This is a genomic window from Bacillus cereus group sp. BfR-BA-01430, assembly GCF_022663115.1.
Taxonomy (GTDB): Bacteria; Bacillota; Bacilli; order Bacillales; family Bacillaceae_G; genus Bacillus_A; species Bacillus_A cereus_BD.
Genome location: NZ_JAKUEW010000010.1, coordinates 76,501 through 94,052, shown reverse-complemented (window position 1 = coordinate 94,052; position 17,552 = coordinate 76,501). Strand labels below are relative to the sequence as shown.

The following is a 17,552-nucleotide window of genomic DNA, read 5'->3' as shown; positions in this document are numbered from 1 at the left end:
AATGTTACAATTATGTAATAAACATCTATTTTTGGAATTATTGACTAATAAGAATAAGGAAGTGTCATTATAATAAAAAGGCTGCATAGAAAGTTCTAGCAGCCTTTTTATTATAATTTTTTATGTTCACTTTTATTCGTAACCTCTAGATGTTTTTGTAAAGTAACAGATATATTCTGAACGCTCTTTTCATCAGGGACATAGTAATAAATACCACCGATATATTTATCTGATCCTTTTACTTGAAGCTTGTCCATTTTTAAATCTGAGCCCATTGAATGTTTTGTAATTGTCATCATGTCATCGAAAGTTAAATTCGTTTTTAAATCGCGATCAACGGCATCTAATAGACTGCCAAGTTTATTAATAGAATTGATAGATAGTGCTTTTTGAGCAATTGCCTCCAAAACAAGCTGTTGTCGCTGCCCGCGCATATAGTCACTATCAATATGTCGAGTTCTTGCTAAAGCAAGTGCTTCCTCACCATTTAAATGTTGACGCCCTTTTTTTAGATGGATTGCTTCTGCTTCATCTTTACTGTTTTGTTCTGTAAATTCCACTGGGACGTTCACAGTAATACCACCAAGTGAATCGACAATTTTGATAAAAGATGTAAAGTTAAATTTAACGTAGTAATCAACCGGAACATTTAAAAAACGTTCGACAGTATCAATGGTACTATCAACACCACCAAATACATGGGCGTGTGTAATTTTATCTTCTTTATGGCGTGATTTAATATATACACGGGAATCCCGAGGGATACTAACAAGCTTGACTGACTTGTCGTTTTTATTAATTGTAGCAAGTAGTAGCGCATCTGTACGTGTTGCTTTACCGTAATTTTTCTTTCGAATATTGCTCTCATCTACTCCCATAATAAGGACAGAGATATTATCTGTCATGGGTTTTACAGCTTTTTCTCGTTTATTTGATTTATCGCCTCGGTTTAATTCTGAGTAAGCATTATTTACAATAGATTTTGCTTTACTATATAGATGGAAGAAGTAGCTTCCGCTTCCAAGCGTAACGATGAGTAATGGAATCAAAATGAACCAAAGTAGACGTCTTTTTTTAGAGTGTCGCTTTGAGGTTCTACTATTTTTCTCTAAATCAGATTTCATTTGTTGCTCTCCTTTAAATTAATCAATATATATTCTTCAGTAGCGTATATAGATAAGACACATAAAAAATATTGTACGCTAAATAGAGGAGATTGTACATGTATAAAAAATAGATATCTCGATTATTTATGAGGTATCTATTCATGTTTGTATTATTGTGTGCAGAAAGTGATAAATACATGATTGCGACAAGAAGAAAACTGTAATCATAAATAGTGGATTAAGTCTCTACACTGGATTTCAAGGAGAAAGTGTGAAAAATTTTACTACGTTGCAATTATTTGTTCTAATTACGAAATAGCTAAGGAGTTTTATATCAAATTTTAGGATTTAAAGTAATAAATGGAGTATACAGAGAAGATAGGAATTCTTATCAATTAGATTTATCAAATTGAATGATTTTCTTTTCGAAATCCACCAAAGTGTCCAAGCTTCCCAGAGGCAACAGGTCTTAGACATTTAGTATTTGCTGTTAAGGATATACAAGCAGCGGTTGCACATAGAGACAGAGCCGATACGTGTCGATGAAATAACAGGGAAAAAATTTGTTTTTCCAAGATCAGGATTTCCTTCCATTAGAATGATATGAGGAATGAAAATTGGGGAATTTTATCTAGATTTGCTTTTCAATAAATGAAGAAACTAAAGGAAAACTTCTTTTAAAAAGGAGGTGTAACTTTAGCGAGAAAGCTAAAGGATTTTGGTGGGAATTTTAAAACTAATCATGGTTGCTATTTTGATTGCCTTAACAGCCTTTTTTGTTGCCGTTGAATTTGCCATTATAAAGGTGAGAAGTAGTCGTATTGATCAACTTGTAATCGAAAAAAGACGAGGGGCATTAGCAGCGAAGAAAGTCACTTCGAATTTAGATGAATACTTATCAGCTTGTCAGCTTGGAATTACAATTACAGCTTTAGGATTAGGATGGTTAGGTGAACCGACAATTAAACATATGTTAGAGCCATTATTTTTGAGAATGAATATTTCATCAGTAGCTGCAAGTACAGTATCATTTATTATTGCATTTGCAGTCATCACATTTTTGCACGTCGTTGCTGGAGAGCTAGCTCCAAAAACGTTTGCGATTCAAAAAGCAGAACAAGTTAGCTTGTTACTGTCACAGCCTCTTATTTATTTCTATCGGATTATGTATCCCTTTATTTGGGCTTTAAATGGGTCTTCACGCTTCGTGACAGGAATCTTTGGACTTCAACCTGCTTCTGAACATGAAGTGGCACATTCAGAGGAAGAATTGCGTCTCATTTTATCGGAAAGTTATGAGCGAGGAGAGATTAATCAAGCAGAATTTAAGTATGTAAATAATATTTTTGAATTTGACAATCGATTGGCGAAAGAGATTATGGTTCCCCGTACGGAAATTGTAGGGTTATATGAAGATGAACCATTTGAGACGCATATTAAAATTATTAGACAGGAAAAATATACAAGATATCCCGTATTTGGAGAAGATAAAGATGAAATTATTGGGATGGTGAATGTAAAAGATTTATTCATTCGCTATATGGATGGAGGACGAGAGGAAGAATGTTCTATTACGCCGTATACAAGACCTGTCATTGAAGTGTTAGAAAACATTCCGATTCACGATTTGTTGTTACAGATGCAAAAACGAAGAATTCCAATGGCTGTTTTATATGATGAGTATGGTGGAACGGCTGGCATTGTAACTCTTGAAGACATTCTAGAGGAAATTGTTGGGGAAATTCGAGATGAGTATGATGAGGATGAACATCCACCAATAGAGCATATAAGTGAAACGTGGAAAATTGTAGATGGAAAAGTACGTATTAGCGAAGTAAATGATTTATTTGGACTACAGTTATTAGCAAATGATATCGATACAATCGGTGGCTGGATTATGATGCAAAAACAAACGATTACTGAAGGGGATTTTATTGAGACCAATGGCTTGGTATTTAAAGTCCTTGAGAAAGACATGCATCAAATAAAACGAGTAGAAATTATGAAAAAGGAAGAAAAAAGGGGCGTTTAAGGAGAGGAAGGATTAGATAGAAAACGTAATGTTTGCGCTTTCAAAAAAGGTGCTATATAGTGGATGGAGATGGAAATGTTTCTATGAAAATGATATTTTCATAGAAACAATGCTAAAACTTTAAAGATATACAACGAAAAGTATAGGTGATAAAAATGATAGCGACAAAAGACATACGGATAGAAAAAGATTTCTTAGGTGAGAAAGAAGTACCAAATGAAGCTTATTATGGAGTTCAAACTTTACGCGCTGTAGAGAACTTTCCAATTACAGGATATCGTATACATGAGTCACTCATCACTGCAATGGCGATTGTAAAGAAAGCAGCAGCGCTTGCTAATGTGGAAACGGGTTATTTACCAGAGAACATTGGTAAAGAAATTGCAGCAGCAGCTCAGGAAATTATGGATGGAAAACTTCATGATCAATTTATTGTCGATCCGATTCAAGGTGGGGCTGGAACTTCCATTAACATGAATACGAATGAAGTAATTGCAAACCGTGCATTAGAACGGATGGGATATGAAAAAGGGGATTATGCCAAAATTAGTCCGAATACACATGTCAATATGGCACAATCCACAAATGATGCATTTCCAACAGGAATTCATATTGCAACTTTAATGATGTTAGAGGAGCTTCTTATTACGATGGAAGAGCTTCATCGTGCATTTATAAAGAAAGCGAAAGAATTTGATCATGTCATTAAAATGGGACGTACGCATTTACAAGATGCTGTTCCTATCCGCCTTGGACAAGAATTTAACGCATATAGTCGTGTATTAGAACGTGATATAAAGAGAATTAAACAATCTCGTCAGCATTTATATGAAGTCAACATGGGCGCAACGGCTGTTGGAACAGGGTTAAATGCAAATCCAATGTATATTGAACAAGTTGTAAAGCATTTACGAGAGTTAAGTGGTTTTCCACTTATAGGAGCGGAGCATTTAGTAGATGCAACGCAAAATACGGATGCATATACAGAAGTATCCGCAGCGCTTAAAGTATGTATGATGAATATGTCTAAAATTGCAAATGACTTACGTATTATGGCTTCTGGTCCAAGAGTTGGATTAGCAGAGATTCAATTGCCAGCTCGTCAGCCAGGTTCATCTATTATGCCTGGGAAAGTCAATCCGGTTATGGCTGAAGTGATCAATCAAGTTGCCTTCCAAGTGATTGGGAACGACCATACGATTTGTTTAGCATCTGAAGCAGGGCAATTAGAATTAAATGTAATGGAACCAGTGCTCGTGTTTAATTTAATCCAATCTATTAGCATTATGAATAATGCATTTCGTGTCTTCCGTGAATATTGTATTGAAGGTATTACAGCGAATGAAGAATTATTGAAACAATATGTGGAGCGAAGTGTTGGAATTATTACAGCAGTCAATCCTCATATTGGATATGAAGCTGCTTCTCGTATTGCTCGTGAAGCAATCACAACAGGAAAATCAGTTCGAGAACTTTGCCTAGAACATGGTGTTTTAACAGAAGAAGAACTGGATATTATTTTGGATCCATATGAAATGACACATCCTGAAATAGCAGGAGCATCATTACTTAAAAATAAAAAATCTTGATACGTTTGTATCAAGATTTTTTATTTAGCAAAAGATAATATAACAACGAAATATAAAAGGCTGATGAACGAGTCATCAGCCTTTTATATTAAAAAATATGAAATATAGAGTTAAGTTGAAGTAAGCTAATGACAGCTAAGAAGATTAAGCTATATTTCATTGCTACTTTAAATAATGCAGACTCTTTACCAACTAATCCAACTGCTGCACAAGCAACTGCTACAGATTGTGGTGAAACCATTTTTGCCATTGTTCCACCGACTACGTTTAATGCAACAAGTGTAGATGGTACGATATCCAACTGAGCTGCAGTTACTGCTTGAAGTGGTGCGAATAATGAACCACTTGATACAACTGAACCTGTAATGAACACGCCAATCCATCCTAAAATTGGAGAAAGAATTGGGAATGCATTTCCAGTAGAAGAGAATGCTAGTCCAAGTGTAGATGACATCCCAGAGTAATTCTCAACATAAGCTAAAGCGATAACACTACAAATTGTGTAAACTGGAGCTTTTAGTTCTTTAAGTGTTTCAATTATAAGTTCTTTTATCATTTTGCCATTTACACGATATACGATAAGTGAAACAATAATTGCTAATACAATGGCAGTAGTTGTAGATGAGAATACATCTAGTTTAAAAATAGCTGCAAAAGGTGTATCTGCTTTTGTGATTGGTGCAGTTTTCATAACTTGATTATGAAGACCAGGGAATTGAATATTAAATACTAAGTTCTCAAGTGCACCTTTTGGAGCGAATAAAGCTTTAATTGGTTTTAAATTAAAGATTGTTACAAATGCAGTTAAGAATACGAATGGAGACCAAGCATATAAAATTTGATTAAATGTATGAGATTGTTTCTCTTCTTGTTTTTCTTCTTTAGCAGAAGATTTCGGCTGCCAAACTCGTAAAAATAATGCAAGGGCAACCATACTTACAACTGCTGCGAAAATATCAGTAAGTTCCGCGCCTAAGAAATATGTTACAGTAAATTGAGTAATGGCAAATGAAACACCGCTAACAAGAATACCTTGCCATGTTTCTTTAATTCCTTTAAAACCATCAACCATTGCAACAAGTAAGAACGGTAAGATGATGCTAATAAATGGTAGAATCGTAACAGTTTGACGACCGACAGTTAATGCATCAAGTTGAGTTAATTGTGCTGGTACTGTAACTGGAATACCCATTGCTCCCATTGCACCACCAGCGATATTAGCTACTAAACAAATACCTGCTGCTTTTAATGGATTGAAGCCCATACCAACAAGTAATGCAGCTGTAATAGCAACTGGAACCCCTAGGCCAGCTGCCCCTTCTAAGAAAGCACCGAAAGAATAAGCGATTAATAATACCTGTAAGCGTTGATCACTTGTGATACTTGAAATACTATCACGAATAACATTAAATTGTTCCGTTTTTACAGTTATTTTGTAAAGGAAAATTGCTGCGATAACAATTGTACAAATTGGATAAAATCCAGATAAAATACCGAATCCTGCTGATGCAACAGCTACAGTTGTAGGCATTTTATACACAAAGATGGCAATGATAACAGCAACAATTACACTGTAAAGACCAGAGATATAACCTTTCATTTTGAATCCCATTAAACAAATGATGAAACAAAAAATTGGTAAAGCTGCTAGTAGTGCAGAAAGCCAAATGTTGTTCAATGGATCATAAATTTGTGTCCAAGTATTCATGAGAATAACAACTCCTATCTATATTATGTGAAGTTATTCACATTATTTGTGAAATAATTCACAATCAACTTACATTGCTAAGTATAGTCCTGTTCAACACTATTGTCAACGTGAAAAAGTATAATTATTCCACAATAGTGTTATTTGTAAACAAAACCTTACATTTTGTTTATAAACTTGACAAAATGAGTGCTCATATATTTTGAGCACTCTATCAATATTTTATTCATAAATAATAGAAAAGAGAAGTAGAAAGTTTAAAATTATAAACTTTTCATATATTCCTTCATCTTTTCGTATGTCATAGGTCCAACATGTTTAAAATGAATGATACCTTTTTTGTCTAGAATGAAGGAGGTTGGAAGGCTCACAATTTGATAAGCTGTATTCGCTTGTCCTTTTATATCAAGTAAAACAGGAAAAGTATAATGATTTTCTTGAAGAAATTGTTTTACATAGTTAGGATCTTTTTCACTAGGAGTTGCGTTTACGGCAACAATTTCAATTTCATCTGTTTTTGAGTCTTGGTAGAATTTTTCTATATCAGGCATTTCAACTTTACATGGCCCACACCAACTTGCCCAAAAATTCAAAATCACTTTTTTTCCTTTATAGTCGGACAAGTATATTTCTTCCCCGTCTATTGTTTGTAAAAGAGAATTAGGTGCTATGTTTCCAATCTCTGTTCCGATTCGGACATCAGATCCTTCATTTTGTTCCTTGCTCTTTTTTTGTATAAGATGATGGATAATCGTCCAAACGAGTGCAATACTAAGTATAGCGACAATCAGACATTTTTTTATTGGAAATCAACTCCTTTACCAAAAATTCACTCTTTCTATCGTAACAAACTGATTACTAAGGGTCAAATAACTTTACAAGGATATATCATTTGAGAACAGTATTTTACAATACCGTTACAGAAGGAAGTAGAGAGAGATAAATATAACAAAAACGTTGATAAATCAACGTTTAGAAGCAATGTATTCAGCTTTATATATTTTGCATTTTTTCTATATCGTATAGTATAATATTCAAAATCAGCGAGGTTTTTTGTATTTTGTGTTGATAAAAAAGGAGGAAAATAATTTTACCGTTTAGGTTGATAAAGTTGTGTCGTAACAGGAAATATAAAAACAAGTATATAAATAAATAAAGAGAAAATAAAATGAAAAAATGAGGGGAACTTTATGAATCAAAACCAATTTGATTGTCGTATTTTAGAAGAAGATGTTCAAATGTTACGAGCGTTAGCTCATCCGTTACGTTTGCGCTTAGTAATGGAACTTATGCAACGCGGAACGTGCAATGTAACACAATTGCAGGAAGTATTAGAAATTCCGCAATCGACTGTTTCACAACATTTAACGAAACTAAAACAAAACAAGGTTGTTCGTTTTGAAAGACGAGGCTTAGAAGTATATTACCAAGTGCACAATGACAAAGTAAGTAAAGTAGTAAAGACATTATTTTTGTAAAATTTCAATATTTAGGAAAGGCGTATAGAAATATACGTCTTTTTTTATGGAATACATTCAAAAAAATATGGAAAGATAGAGAGGAGTGTAATTTGTAAAAGGAGGAATACATAATGGATATAAAACGAGTAAAACAAATTTTATCGTCCTCGAGCCAAATAGATGTTACATATCAAGGTGTACCGGTTTGGATTGAGAGTTGTGATGAAGGACGTGGAATTGCACAAGTTCATGATAGAAAGGCACCACATGAAACAGTAGAGGTTGACATTACAGCGTTAGAAGAAAAATAAAAAAAGCATTATGTTGCAAACAAACATCTTTTTTAGAGCTTAGAAAAGATGTAAGAATTCATAATATTATAGGTAGAGAAAGATCCGTTTTTTGATTAAAAAAAGACTCTCAAATTTGAGAGCCTTTTTTACTATTCCATCATATGTGCAATTTTTTTCGAGAACATGAGAAGTATTAAGCCAAGTACAATTACGATAATACCGATACTTGCGAATACTTCTAAGTATCCTAGAGATTGCGTGAATGCTGCTAATGCACCAGCAATATAGTTTGCGATACCAGTACCAGCTAACCATACACCCATTAATAAAGAAGCTAATTTCACAGGTGCAATCGCACTTACCATTGATAATCCAATAGGTGATAAGAATAGTTCGCCTAGTGTATGGAACATATAAGTAATAACAATAAATAGTAAATTAGCCTTTACAGTAATATGAGCTTCATCACTGCCTGTTTTTAAAACTGCCAATGTTAATGCAAGATAGCCAATTCCTAATAAAATCATTCCAAGAGCCATTTTTGTTGGGACTTTTAAATCACCACGTTTAGATTTAGATAACTTAACCCATAAAGCTGATACAAATGGTGCTAATAGTACGATAAATGCTGGGTTAACAGATTGGAACCAAGATGTTGGAACTTCCCAACCAAAAATAGTACGATCAACAAATTTATTTGTATAAAGAGTAAAAGAACTACCAGCTTGTTCAAAACCTGCCCAGAAAAATACAACGAAGCAAGTTAAAATAACAATTGCCCAAGTGCGTTTTTTCTCTTGTTGAGTTAAAGGTTTTTTCTCAATTACTTTCGCATCTTTATTTTTTGCTTTTTTTCCAACGACAGTTGTTCCAGCGTTACCAAGGTAACGTGGAGCTAGTAAGTTAAAGACAATTTGGCCAATAACCATACCGATACAAGCTGCAAGGAACCCATATTTGTAACCCATTACCATAACGCCATCAACATTTGTTTTAAAGAAATCTTCAGCTAAGTATCCGCAAATAAGCGGTGCGAAAAAAGCACCTACGTTAATGCCCATGTAGAAGATCGTAAAGGCGCTGTCACGACGTGTATCGTTTTCGCCGTATAGTTCACCTAATAATGTAGAAATATTTGGTTTGAAAAATCCGTTACCAATAACTAATAATACTAGTCCTAAAAAGAGTCCGGTTTTTGTATTCATGGAAAATAATACAAAGTTACCAATTGCCATAATAATACCACCAACGGTAATGGCATGACGTCTTGTAATAAAGTGGTCTGTTAACCATCCACCAGCAATTGGTGTAAAATATACTAATGCGGTAAAAATTCCGTATAATTGCACTGCGAAACCTTTATCAAGCCCTAAACCACCGCTAATGGCAGCTGTTGTTAAGTAAAGAACTAAAAGTCCGCGCATTCCATAATAACTAAATCTTTCCCAAGCTTCTGTAAAGAACAATAAGTATAATCCTGGTGGGTGTTTCTTTGGCGTTTGTTGTTCTTTAGCTTTTTCTAATTTTAAAGCTGTATCCATTTTGTTGCCCCCCCTAATCTTACATAACGGATATTTATGTAATCATTTTAATTTACAAAATATTTAGAAGTCAATAGAATTATATGGGAATAGAAAGAAAATTTTTAAAATAATTCATTTAAATTCATCCAGTAGCATATTTTCTCCTTAAATTTGCTTAATAAGCGTTTTCAAAAGCAGTATTTAAATTCTTAAAGAAAATAAAATAATGATAAATCAGAAAATTTAGAGTAGTTAATTTTTCTGATATAAAGAAATTATATTCTGTTTACTTTTATAATATAACATATAAGGAATAAAAATACAAAAAATAATGTGACATTTCCGTGAATTCAAAATAAAAACAACTTCCGAGGAGAAAGTTGTTTTTATTTTGAACTTCTATATAGGACGCGCATCCTTTTTGTAATAACTCTTTACGAAACTGAGCATCACCACATTCTAATTCAAAAATTATTTTTTCTTTTACATCACAGATAAGTTGTAACAAGGCAGGTTTTTCAATCATATCATTTGAATGATCTTATCGATATCTCCGCTTCATATATTGTTTAAAAAAAGACTCTTCATTATACGCTTCAGATTCTATGAATGCCATGTTCTCATTCCCTTTACATATTTTGTTTATTCTATCAAATTTTAAAAGCAAGTGATAGATTTCTTTTGTTCCATCATATATAATTACTTATTGTAAGCGTTTTCCTTATGTTATTTTTCTATAATAAAATTCGAAAACGTGTTAAGCTAGTAGAGAGAGTATTGGCATTATTGAGATAATAATCCGCTTACATGAATGATGGGAGGCTTCACAATGTCTAGTAAAACACTTGCAAAATTTTTAGAAGAAAATTTGGAAGATTTGAAAGCAAAGGGGCTTTATAACGTAATTGATCCGCTAGAAAGTCCAAATGGACCAATGATTACAATTGGCGGGAAAGAATATATTAACTTATCTTCAAATAACTATCTTGGCTTAGCAACAGATAATCGTCTGCAAGAAGCGGCAATTGATGCAATCCATAAGTATGGCGTTGGCGCGGGGGCAGTTCGTACGATTAACGGTACACTTGACTTGCATGTCAAATTAGAAGAAACAATTGCAAAGTTTAAACATACAGAAGCAGCGATTGCATATCAATCAGGATTTAACTGTAACATGGCAGCAATTTCAGCTGTAATGGATAAAAATGATGCTATTCTTTCTGATGAGTTAAACCATGCATCTATTATTGATGGATCTCGTTTATCAAAAGCAAAAATTATCGTTTACAAACATTCTGATATGGAAGATTTACGAAAAAAAGCAATCGAAGCCAAAGAATCAGGGCTTTACAACAAATTAATGGTTATTACAGATGGTGTTTTCTCAATGGATGGTGATATTGCGAAATTACCAGAAATTGTTAAAATTGCTGAAGAATTAGATTTAATGACATATGTAGATGATGCACATGGTTCAGGGGTACTTGGAAAAGGTGCAGGTACTGTTAAGCATTTCGGTCTTTCTGATAAAGTAGATTTCCAAATTGGTACATTATCGAAAGCAATTGGGGTAATTGGTGGATATGTAGCAGGAAAACAAAACTTAATCGATTGGTTAAAAGTGCGTTCACGCCCATTCTTATTTTCTACAGCTTTAACACCAGCCGATGCGGCGGCTTGTAAGAAATCTATCGAGATTTTAATGGAAAGTACGGAGCTGCATGACCGTTTATGGGAAAATGGCCGCTATTTAAAACAAGGATTAAAAGATCTTGGCTTTCATATTGGGGACAGTGAAACGCCAATTACACCATGTATGATTGGTGATGAAGTGTTAACGCAAGAGTTCAGTAAACGTTTAAATGAAGAAGGTGTATATGCAAAATCTATCGTGTTCCCAACTGTACCAAGAGGAACAGGACGTGTTCGTAATATGCCAACAGCAGCTCATACGAAAGAAATGCTTGATGAAGCAATTCGTACGTATGAAAAAGTAGGAAAAGAAATGGGGATTATTTAATACTTTTACATCTTTTGAAAGCTTGCAAATGAGGAGTGGGGAAAATGAAAAAAATTTTAGTAACCGGTTCTTTAGGGCAAATTGGTTCTGAACTTGTCATGAAACTTCGTGATGTATACGGCACATCAAACGTTATTGCAACTGATATTCGCGAAAAAGATAGCGAAGTAGTCAAATCTGGTCCATTTGAAATGTTAGATGTAACAGATGGTCAGAAACTCCATGATATTGCAAAACGTAATGGAGTGGATACAATTATTCATTTAGCAGCTTTACTTTCAGCAACTGCAGAAAAGAATCCGCTGTTTGCTTGGAATTTAAATATGGGCGGACTTGTCAATGCACTAGAAGCAGCTCGTGAACTAGATTGTCAGTTTTTTACGCCAAGTTCTATTGGTGCATTTGGTCCAACAACACCAAAAGATGATACGCCGCAAGACACCATCCAACGTCCGACTACAATGTATGGAGTAAACAAAGTAGCAGGAGAATTACTGTGCGATTACTATTATCATAAATTTGGTGTTGATACGCGCGGGGTACGTTTCCCGGGTTTAATCTCTTATGTAGCTCCTCCAGGAGGAGGTACAACTGATTATGCGGTGGAAATTTATTATGATGCAATTAAAAAAGGTGCATACACTTCCTACATCGCAGAAGGAACATACATGGATATGATGTATATGCCTGATGCTTTGCAAGCAATTATTTCATTAATGGAAGCTGACCCAAGTAAACTCGTACATCGCAATGCTTTCAATATTACAGCAATGAGCTTTGAGCCAGAGCAGATTGCTGCAGCAATTCGTAAACACATTCCAACATTTACAATGGATTATGCAGTAGATCCGGCTCGCCAAGCAATTGCTAATAGTTGGCCAAACTCAATTGATGCAACAGCTGCAAAAGAAGAGTGGGGCTTTAAAGTAGAGTATGATTTAGATAAAATGACAGCAGATATGTTAGCAAAATTAAAAAAAAAGCTCACAGCTGATTTAGTGATGAGTTAATGAAGAGAACCGATTCGATTGGATCGGTTCTTATTCTTTTGCAGGGGGGAATGAAAACAGAAAACGAGCTCTTTTTATATTAATTTTTAGAAAACAAAATAATAAATGAAATTTTATCGGCGATTTGACATAGAATAACGACTAAAAAACAGGAGCCAAAGCGGGCTCCTGTTTGCTATTCAATCGTCTTCAGTAGTAATTTTTTCAATAGAGGTTTAATCTTTAATCGTAAATCTTCAGCATCATTGGCGATTAAGAAATGCTGATTATAGATGTTTTTCATCAATTGATAAGTTGCTTCTTTTGCTTCGCCTTCTTCAATGAAAATTCCGATGACTTCCATTCCATTTTTGCGAGCAAGTTTGACAGCTTCATGTGTGTCTAAAATACCGTCTTGTTGATAATCTAGTGCAGAAGGTTCACCGTCTGTAAAAACGAGTAAGAATTTATGTTTTTCTGTTCTTTTCGCGAGCTTTTCAGAAACGATGCGAATGATATAACCATCACGGTTATCTTCTTCTTCACGTAGTTGCATAATTTCAGGTCCGACATTTGGAAGTGTTGAATTTTTGTATGTTACAACTTCATGAATGACATTCGGTTTGTTTTCTGGGGTAGCGCTTGAAGCATCTTCCCAAAAGCCGCTGATGGCATGTGGGATTTTTAATGATTTTAATGCTTCATGGAATAATACAACACTTTTTTTTGTTTCTTGCATTTTATTATACATAGAACCAGAGCAATCAACGAGCAGTTGAAAGGCTACATCAAGTTCTTGAGATTCCTGTCCTTTTTTATAAAACATTCGCGGCTGTTTTTCTGTATAAATGCGTAAAAACTTTTTATGAAGTCTTCCATAATATTTATCACTATTTGCATTTGTTTTATTTTCAATCGTTTTCTCGATAATTTTCTTTAATTCTTTCACATCTTTATTGATAACCGACTTGATGGCTTGATAGTCTTTCTTTTCATCATGGCTTGGCTTGCGAGCTTCTTTAAACGTATGAGAAGCACCGACGTTATATTTACCATATGTGCCTTCATGCTGGCTAGAAGCATGCGACGCTCTCGTATCTTCAGCATCAGCTCCATCAAAGTTGGACTGTGTGCTCTTTTGTGAAGTTCCTTGTACGGAACCGAGCGCTTGATCGCCATCTTCAGATTCACGAGCTGTATCACCCATCATATTCGTTTTTGTTCCACTTTCTAATTCAAAGCGTAAGAAATTTTCATTTTCATTATTTTTATTTTCTCGATGCCATGTAGAAAAGCTTTCATTTATTTTACTTTTATTTTCATTGTCATCGACAATTTGGACATCATCATTTGCTAAATCTTCAGGACGTCCATCTTTTTCATCAGCAATAACAGATAGATAGAGAGGGGCATGCCCAAAGTAGGTATTGATCATATCACTTTCAAGAAATCCTTCTAAACGATAACGAATTTTTTCCACAATATACATAATATCTTCTGTATTACGAGCTTGGAAGACGTCGTGTAACAACGTTTCAATTTGTTCAAAGTACTCATTGTGAAACATTTCGTATTTATCGCTTGTGAGTGAGAGATAACATAAGCAGAAAAGACGATCAGCATGGTAGTTACGAACGCGGTTTATTTCATTTTGTGAACTGAAATAATTACGGTACATTTCTTTACGTCTTTTGAAAATATACTTCGTACCAGGGCGTAAATCTTTTACAATCTCTTCAATGCGTAAGTCTTCCAGTAGAATAAATAATTGTGTTAGAAATTTTGTAAGAGAAGACTCTTGTAATTCGATGGCGTAAGATCGAATTAATCTCATATCAGAATAATGTTTATTGCCAAGTGCCTTTAAAAATACTTCGCTTTTTAAACCGACTACCATATCGTCTTCTTTACGATCATCCCAAAAATGACTGATAACAACTTTTTTTTCAACTTCATCATAGTATGCTTTATAGCCATATTCTAAGTAAGCATCATCTTCTTTTAGAAGAGCATACATTAAGTTTTCCATTTGAAGAAACAGCGACGCGTCAATTTTTTTGTCACTAAAAATTTGTCTCATGAATTATTCCTCAAAGAAGTAGCTCTCCGCTAATTCACGGACAGTCATTTGTTCTGTTTCGTCACTTAGTTTTGCAATGATGCTTCGTTCGATTGCACGCATAACAGGAATATATACACTTAAATCACATGCATCAAGAATACCGCGAATACTTGCTGCTTCTTCACTTACACGACCGTCACGAGCAAGAGGCATAAGGTCACTTGCAAATGCAACAAACTTTTCAATGGTTGCTATATTTTTTAACTTTGAATCAGATAATAATAATTCTTTTAATGTCTCACCTTGAATGTAAGGAACTTCAATGATAACGAAGCGGTTTTTTAAAGCTTCATTTAGTTCGCTTGTTCCAACATATCCTTCATTAATGGCTGCGATTACACGATATTCTTCATCTCCATATACAACTTGCTGTGTAAATGGATTTGTAATCATTTTACGATAATCTAATGCACCATGAAGAAGGGGAAGTGTTTCAGGTTTCGCCATATTAATTTCATCAATGTATAGGAAATGACCATTCTTCATTGCTTTCATAAGGGGCCCATCAATAAAGGTAACTTCAGAAGCACCATCTTTTGTCTGTAATGTGTTATATCCTAGAATTCCTTCTACATCTAAATCAACAGAGCAGTTAATGCTATGCATTGGCTTTTGAAATAAGGAAGAAAGCGTCTCTGCTAGTACAGTTTTCCCACTACCAGTTGGTCCTTTTAATAGAATATTTTTTCCAAGTAAAAGAGCTGTAATAGCATCTTCAAGAATACTGTTATCAGCTGCTTTATACATTTTTGTTCCAATTAAATGTTTATTTTCACCAGCTGCTTGTGTATTTTTTTCATGAATTGTCGCTAGTTGCTGCTTTAAATCAGCATGTATATGCAATTGTTCTAACATGTGTTTCCCACCTAACATTATTTTCATAAAATAAAACAATATACCTTATGATAACGTGTTTTTATATGGTATGCAAAGGAAAGAGAAGGGAGGAAACGGGCGGACATTATAACCCAAAAAAGTCATCGAATTTGAATGAATTCTTTTTTTAGTAGTAAATATACATAATAGTTGAACATATACCTTTTGCCTATTCTTTCTTACATATAAAACGGATAAGTGCAAGAAGCTCTTAATCGCTTCCGGATAAAATGTTTTTCCCCGCTATTTAGGGCAGTTCGATTGGAACAGCGTTATTTCATTCTTGGTATGTTACGAATGGAGGATTCTCTCTCGTTTTATGTAGAACACTATAAAAGTTATAAAGAGAAAAGAAGCGGTGAGTAAACCAAAATGGCTATTTCCCGCTTCTTTTTGTTAGCTTGCTTTATTATTTCGCTGTTCAGAAATAAGATGCGGCGCATTCTTCATTAAAATTGGATAAAGAATAAGGCCTAATACAAATAATCCAATTCCTAAGAAAAATGTTGTTAAGTCTGCTGTTCCTGTTTTAATAACCCAAGTGGAATAAAAGAATGCTAGTAAGGTAATGATTCCATCTTTTATACGAGAACCACATTTTATACCATATGTTTCGCCCGTTATAACGAGTTTTAGTTGATACAGTGTAGAAACAAGATATGGGATTAAATAGGCTAACGTTGCAACGACAATGGCGAAATGATAAGCCTCTGAAACAGTACCAGAAATTGTGGAAAATAAGAAAATTTGTGTCATAATATTTGTAATGAGAAGCGCTTTTGAGGGGCTTCCTTTTTTATTTGTTCTTCCAAAGAATTTTGGGAAAAGTCCATTCTTTGCTGCTTGATAAGGTACTTCAGAACTAACAACAATCCAGCCAACAGTAGAGCCGAATAGAGATATAAGTGCAAGCAGTGCCATAATATAAGCGCCTTTATTACCAATGGCTAAGTTTAGGGCATCTACTAACGGCTTTTGCGACTCTTTCAATATTTCTTGCGGGAGGGCGCCCATTGTTAGTAATGTGATTGCCATATAAATAAGAAGAGCAATGATTAATCCTAAAATAGTCGCTCTTTTTACGTCACGCTGTGATTTTGCTCGGTTCGATAGCATAACAGCTGACTCGATTCCAATAAAGGCCCAAAGTGTAGCGATAGCGGCAGAATTGACTTGTCCACCTAATGGAATGGATTTTCCAGCTTCATTCATAAAAGTTTGTCCATCACCAAAATTAGAGGCGTTAAAAATAAATAATGTAATCACGATAAACATTGTAAATCCAATCATCTTAGCAATTGTTGCTAAAAGATTCATATTGCCCGCTCGATCAATATTTTGAGATAGAATATTTTGAATACCCCATAGCATAATGCTACATACAGCGAATGTTAATCCTTTTCCAAGCTCTAATGAGGAGCCGCTTATGGAAAAGAGAATTTGTTTACTTTGTAAAACTGGGAAAAACGTAGATAAATATCCTGCAAACGAAATGATGACGGAAGCAGTCGCTGCCCAGTTTGCTGCCCAATATCCCCATGCCATGCTATAACCAGCTACTTTTCCTATCTTTGGTGAAGGGAACATGGCTTGTGCATAACTTTGTGGACCTGCCTTTAATTCTGGTTTACGTACGGAAAGATTTCCAAATACAAGTGCAATCGTAAATACACCAAGCCCTGTAATACTCCAGGCGAGTGTAGAACCTAAGGGGCCTGATACTTGTGCTAAATTTGCCGGTAGCATAAATACGCCGCCGCCGACCATATTCCCAACTACGAATGCTGTTAATATCCATAAACCCCATTTTCTCGTTTCCATATTTGTTATCTCC

General features: G+C 34.6%; 13 protein-coding genes and 2 pseudogenes. 7 read left to right on the top strand and 8 right to left on the bottom strand.

Going from position 1 to position 17,552, the window contains the following annotated elements:
- Positions 1 to 110 precede the first annotated feature (110 nt).
- The gene (locus tag MR058_RS16485; protein WP_242144994.1) at positions 111 to 1,124 is read right to left on the bottom strand and encodes an LCP family glycopolymer transferase; all 1,014 of its coding nucleotides are present in this window, start codon (positions 1,122 to 1,124) and stop codon (positions 111 to 113) included.
- 237 nt (positions 1,125 to 1,361) lie between these two features.
- On the opposite strand from MR058_RS16485, the pseudogene MR058_RS16480 reads away from it, so the two are divergent.
- From MR058_RS16480 to aspA, 3 genes and pseudogenes are all read left to right on the top strand, one after another.
- Positions 1,362 to 1,708 (top strand): annotated as a pseudogene (locus MR058_RS16480) (VOC family protein).
- Between the two features lie 119 nt (positions 1,709 to 1,827).
- A complete protein-coding gene (locus MR058_RS16475; protein WP_242144993.1) occupies positions 1,828 to 3,138 on the top strand; it encodes a hemolysin family protein in 1,311 nt (436 codons plus the stop codon).
- Between the two features lie 155 nt (positions 3,139 to 3,293).
- Complete coding sequence (aspA, locus tag MR058_RS16470) at positions 3,294 to 4,727, top strand: aspartate ammonia-lyase (RefSeq protein WP_242144992.1); 1,434 nt, start codon at positions 3,294 to 3,296, stop codon at positions 4,725 to 4,727.
- An 88-nt stretch (positions 4,728 to 4,815) separates the two neighbouring features.
- Here the strand turns inward: aspA and MR058_RS16465 are convergent, their stop codons facing one another.
- Entirely contained in the window at positions 4,816 to 6,435 is a 1,620-nt protein-coding gene (locus tag MR058_RS16465; protein ID WP_242144991.1) for an L-lactate permease, read from the bottom strand.
- Between the two features lie 263 nt (positions 6,436 to 6,698).
- A complete protein-coding gene (locus MR058_RS16460) occupies positions 6,699 to 7,106 on the bottom strand; it encodes a TlpA disulfide reductase family protein (protein WP_396021850.1) in 408 nt (135 codons plus the stop codon).
- Between the two features lie 519 nt (positions 7,107 to 7,625).
- Here MR058_RS16460 and MR058_RS16455 point away from each other — a divergent pair.
- Both MR058_RS16455 and MR058_RS16450 read left to right on the top strand, forming a co-directional pair.
- Complete coding sequence (locus MR058_RS16455; RefSeq protein WP_242144989.1) at positions 7,626 to 7,913, top strand: ArsR/SmtB family transcription factor; 288 nt, start codon at positions 7,626 to 7,628, stop codon at positions 7,911 to 7,913.
- Positions 7,914 to 8,026: 113 nt separating this feature from the next.
- Positions 8,027 to 8,206 carry an acid-soluble spore protein H gene (locus tag MR058_RS16450; RefSeq protein ID WP_242144988.1) on the top strand — a complete coding sequence of 60 codons (180 nt, stop codon included), beginning with the start codon at positions 8,027 to 8,029 and terminating at the stop codon, positions 8,204 to 8,206.
- Between the two features lie 131 nt (positions 8,207 to 8,337).
- Here MR058_RS16450 and MR058_RS16445 read toward each other — a convergent pair whose 3' ends face one another.
- Both MR058_RS16445 and MR058_RS16440 read right to left on the bottom strand, forming a co-directional pair.
- Positions 8,338 to 9,729, bottom strand: a complete 1,392-nt coding sequence (locus tag MR058_RS16445) for a peptide MFS transporter (RefSeq protein WP_242144987.1) — start codon at positions 9,727 to 9,729, stop codon at positions 8,338 to 8,340.
- Between the two features lie 364 nt (positions 9,730 to 10,093).
- Positions 10,094 to 10,327 (bottom strand): annotated as a pseudogene (locus MR058_RS16440) (SAM-dependent methyltransferase); the annotation flags it as partial.
- Positions 10,328 to 10,540: 213 nt separating this feature from the next.
- Between MR058_RS16440 and MR058_RS16435 the strand changes: the two are divergent.
- Both MR058_RS16435 and MR058_RS16430 read left to right on the top strand, forming a co-directional pair.
- Complete coding sequence (locus tag MR058_RS16435) at positions 10,541 to 11,731, top strand: glycine C-acetyltransferase (protein WP_242144986.1); 1,191 nt, start codon at positions 10,541 to 10,543, stop codon at positions 11,729 to 11,731.
- Between the two features lie 35 nt (positions 11,732 to 11,766).
- Positions 11,767 to 12,741, top strand: coding sequence for an L-threonine 3-dehydrogenase (locus MR058_RS16430; RefSeq protein WP_242144985.1), 975 nt, complete (start codon positions 11,767 to 11,769; stop codon positions 12,739 to 12,741).
- 175 nt (positions 12,742 to 12,916) lie between these two features.
- Here MR058_RS16430 and MR058_RS16425 read toward each other — a convergent pair whose 3' ends face one another.
- The 3 genes from MR058_RS16425 to MR058_RS16415 form a co-directional block, all read right to left on the bottom strand.
- The gene (locus MR058_RS16425) at positions 12,917 to 14,800 is read right to left on the bottom strand and encodes a vWA domain-containing protein (protein ID WP_242144984.1); all 1,884 of its coding nucleotides are present in this window, start codon (positions 14,798 to 14,800) and stop codon (positions 12,917 to 12,919) included.
- 3 nt (positions 14,801 to 14,803) lie between these two features.
- On the bottom strand, positions 14,804 to 15,697 hold the full coding sequence (locus MR058_RS16420) for an ATP-binding protein (protein WP_242144983.1): 894 nt from the start codon (positions 15,695 to 15,697) through the stop codon (positions 14,804 to 14,806).
- A gap of 417 nt (positions 15,698 to 16,114) precedes the next feature.
- On the bottom strand, positions 16,115 to 17,539 hold the full coding sequence (locus MR058_RS16415) for an amino acid permease (protein ID WP_242144982.1): 1,425 nt from the start codon (positions 17,537 to 17,539) through the stop codon (positions 16,115 to 16,117).
- Positions 17,540 to 17,552 lie beyond the last annotated feature (13 nt).

What these genes read in the sequence shown, in the direction of transcription:
- MR058_RS16415 (WP_242144982.1), bottom strand. Translation starts at nt 17,539, where the DNA reads ATGGAAACGAGAAAATGGGGTTTATGGATATTAACAGCATTCGTAGTT.
- MR058_RS16465 (WP_242144991.1), bottom strand. Translation starts at nt 6,435, where the DNA reads ATGAATACTTGGACACAAATTTATGATCCATTGAACAACATTTGGCTT.
- aspA (WP_242144992.1), top strand. Translation starts at nt 3,294, where the DNA reads ATGATAGCGACAAAAGACATACGGATAGAAAAAGATTTCTTAGGTGAG.
- MR058_RS16425 (WP_242144984.1), bottom strand. Translation starts at nt 14,800, where the DNA reads ATGAGACAAATTTTTAGTGACAAAAAAATTGACGCGTCGCTGTTTCTT.
- MR058_RS16435 (WP_242144986.1), top strand. Translation starts at nt 10,541, where the DNA reads ATGTCTAGTAAAACACTTGCAAAATTTTTAGAAGAAAATTTGGAAGAT.
- MR058_RS16455 (WP_242144989.1), top strand. Translation starts at nt 7,626, where the DNA reads ATGAATCAAAACCAATTTGATTGTCGTATTTTAGAAGAAGATGTTCAA.
- MR058_RS16445 (WP_242144987.1), bottom strand. Translation starts at nt 9,729, where the DNA reads ATGGATACAGCTTTAAAATTAGAAAAAGCTAAAGAACAACAAACGCCA.
- MR058_RS16420 (WP_242144983.1), bottom strand. Translation starts at nt 15,697, where the DNA reads ATGTTAGAACAATTGCATATACATGCTGATTTAAAGCAGCAACTAGCG.
- MR058_RS16450 (WP_242144988.1), top strand. Translation starts at nt 8,027, where the DNA reads ATGGATATAAAACGAGTAAAACAAATTTTATCGTCCTCGAGCCAAATA.
- MR058_RS16485 (WP_242144994.1), bottom strand. Translation starts at nt 1,124, where the DNA reads ATGAAATCTGATTTAGAGAAAAATAGTAGAACCTCAAAGCGACACTCT.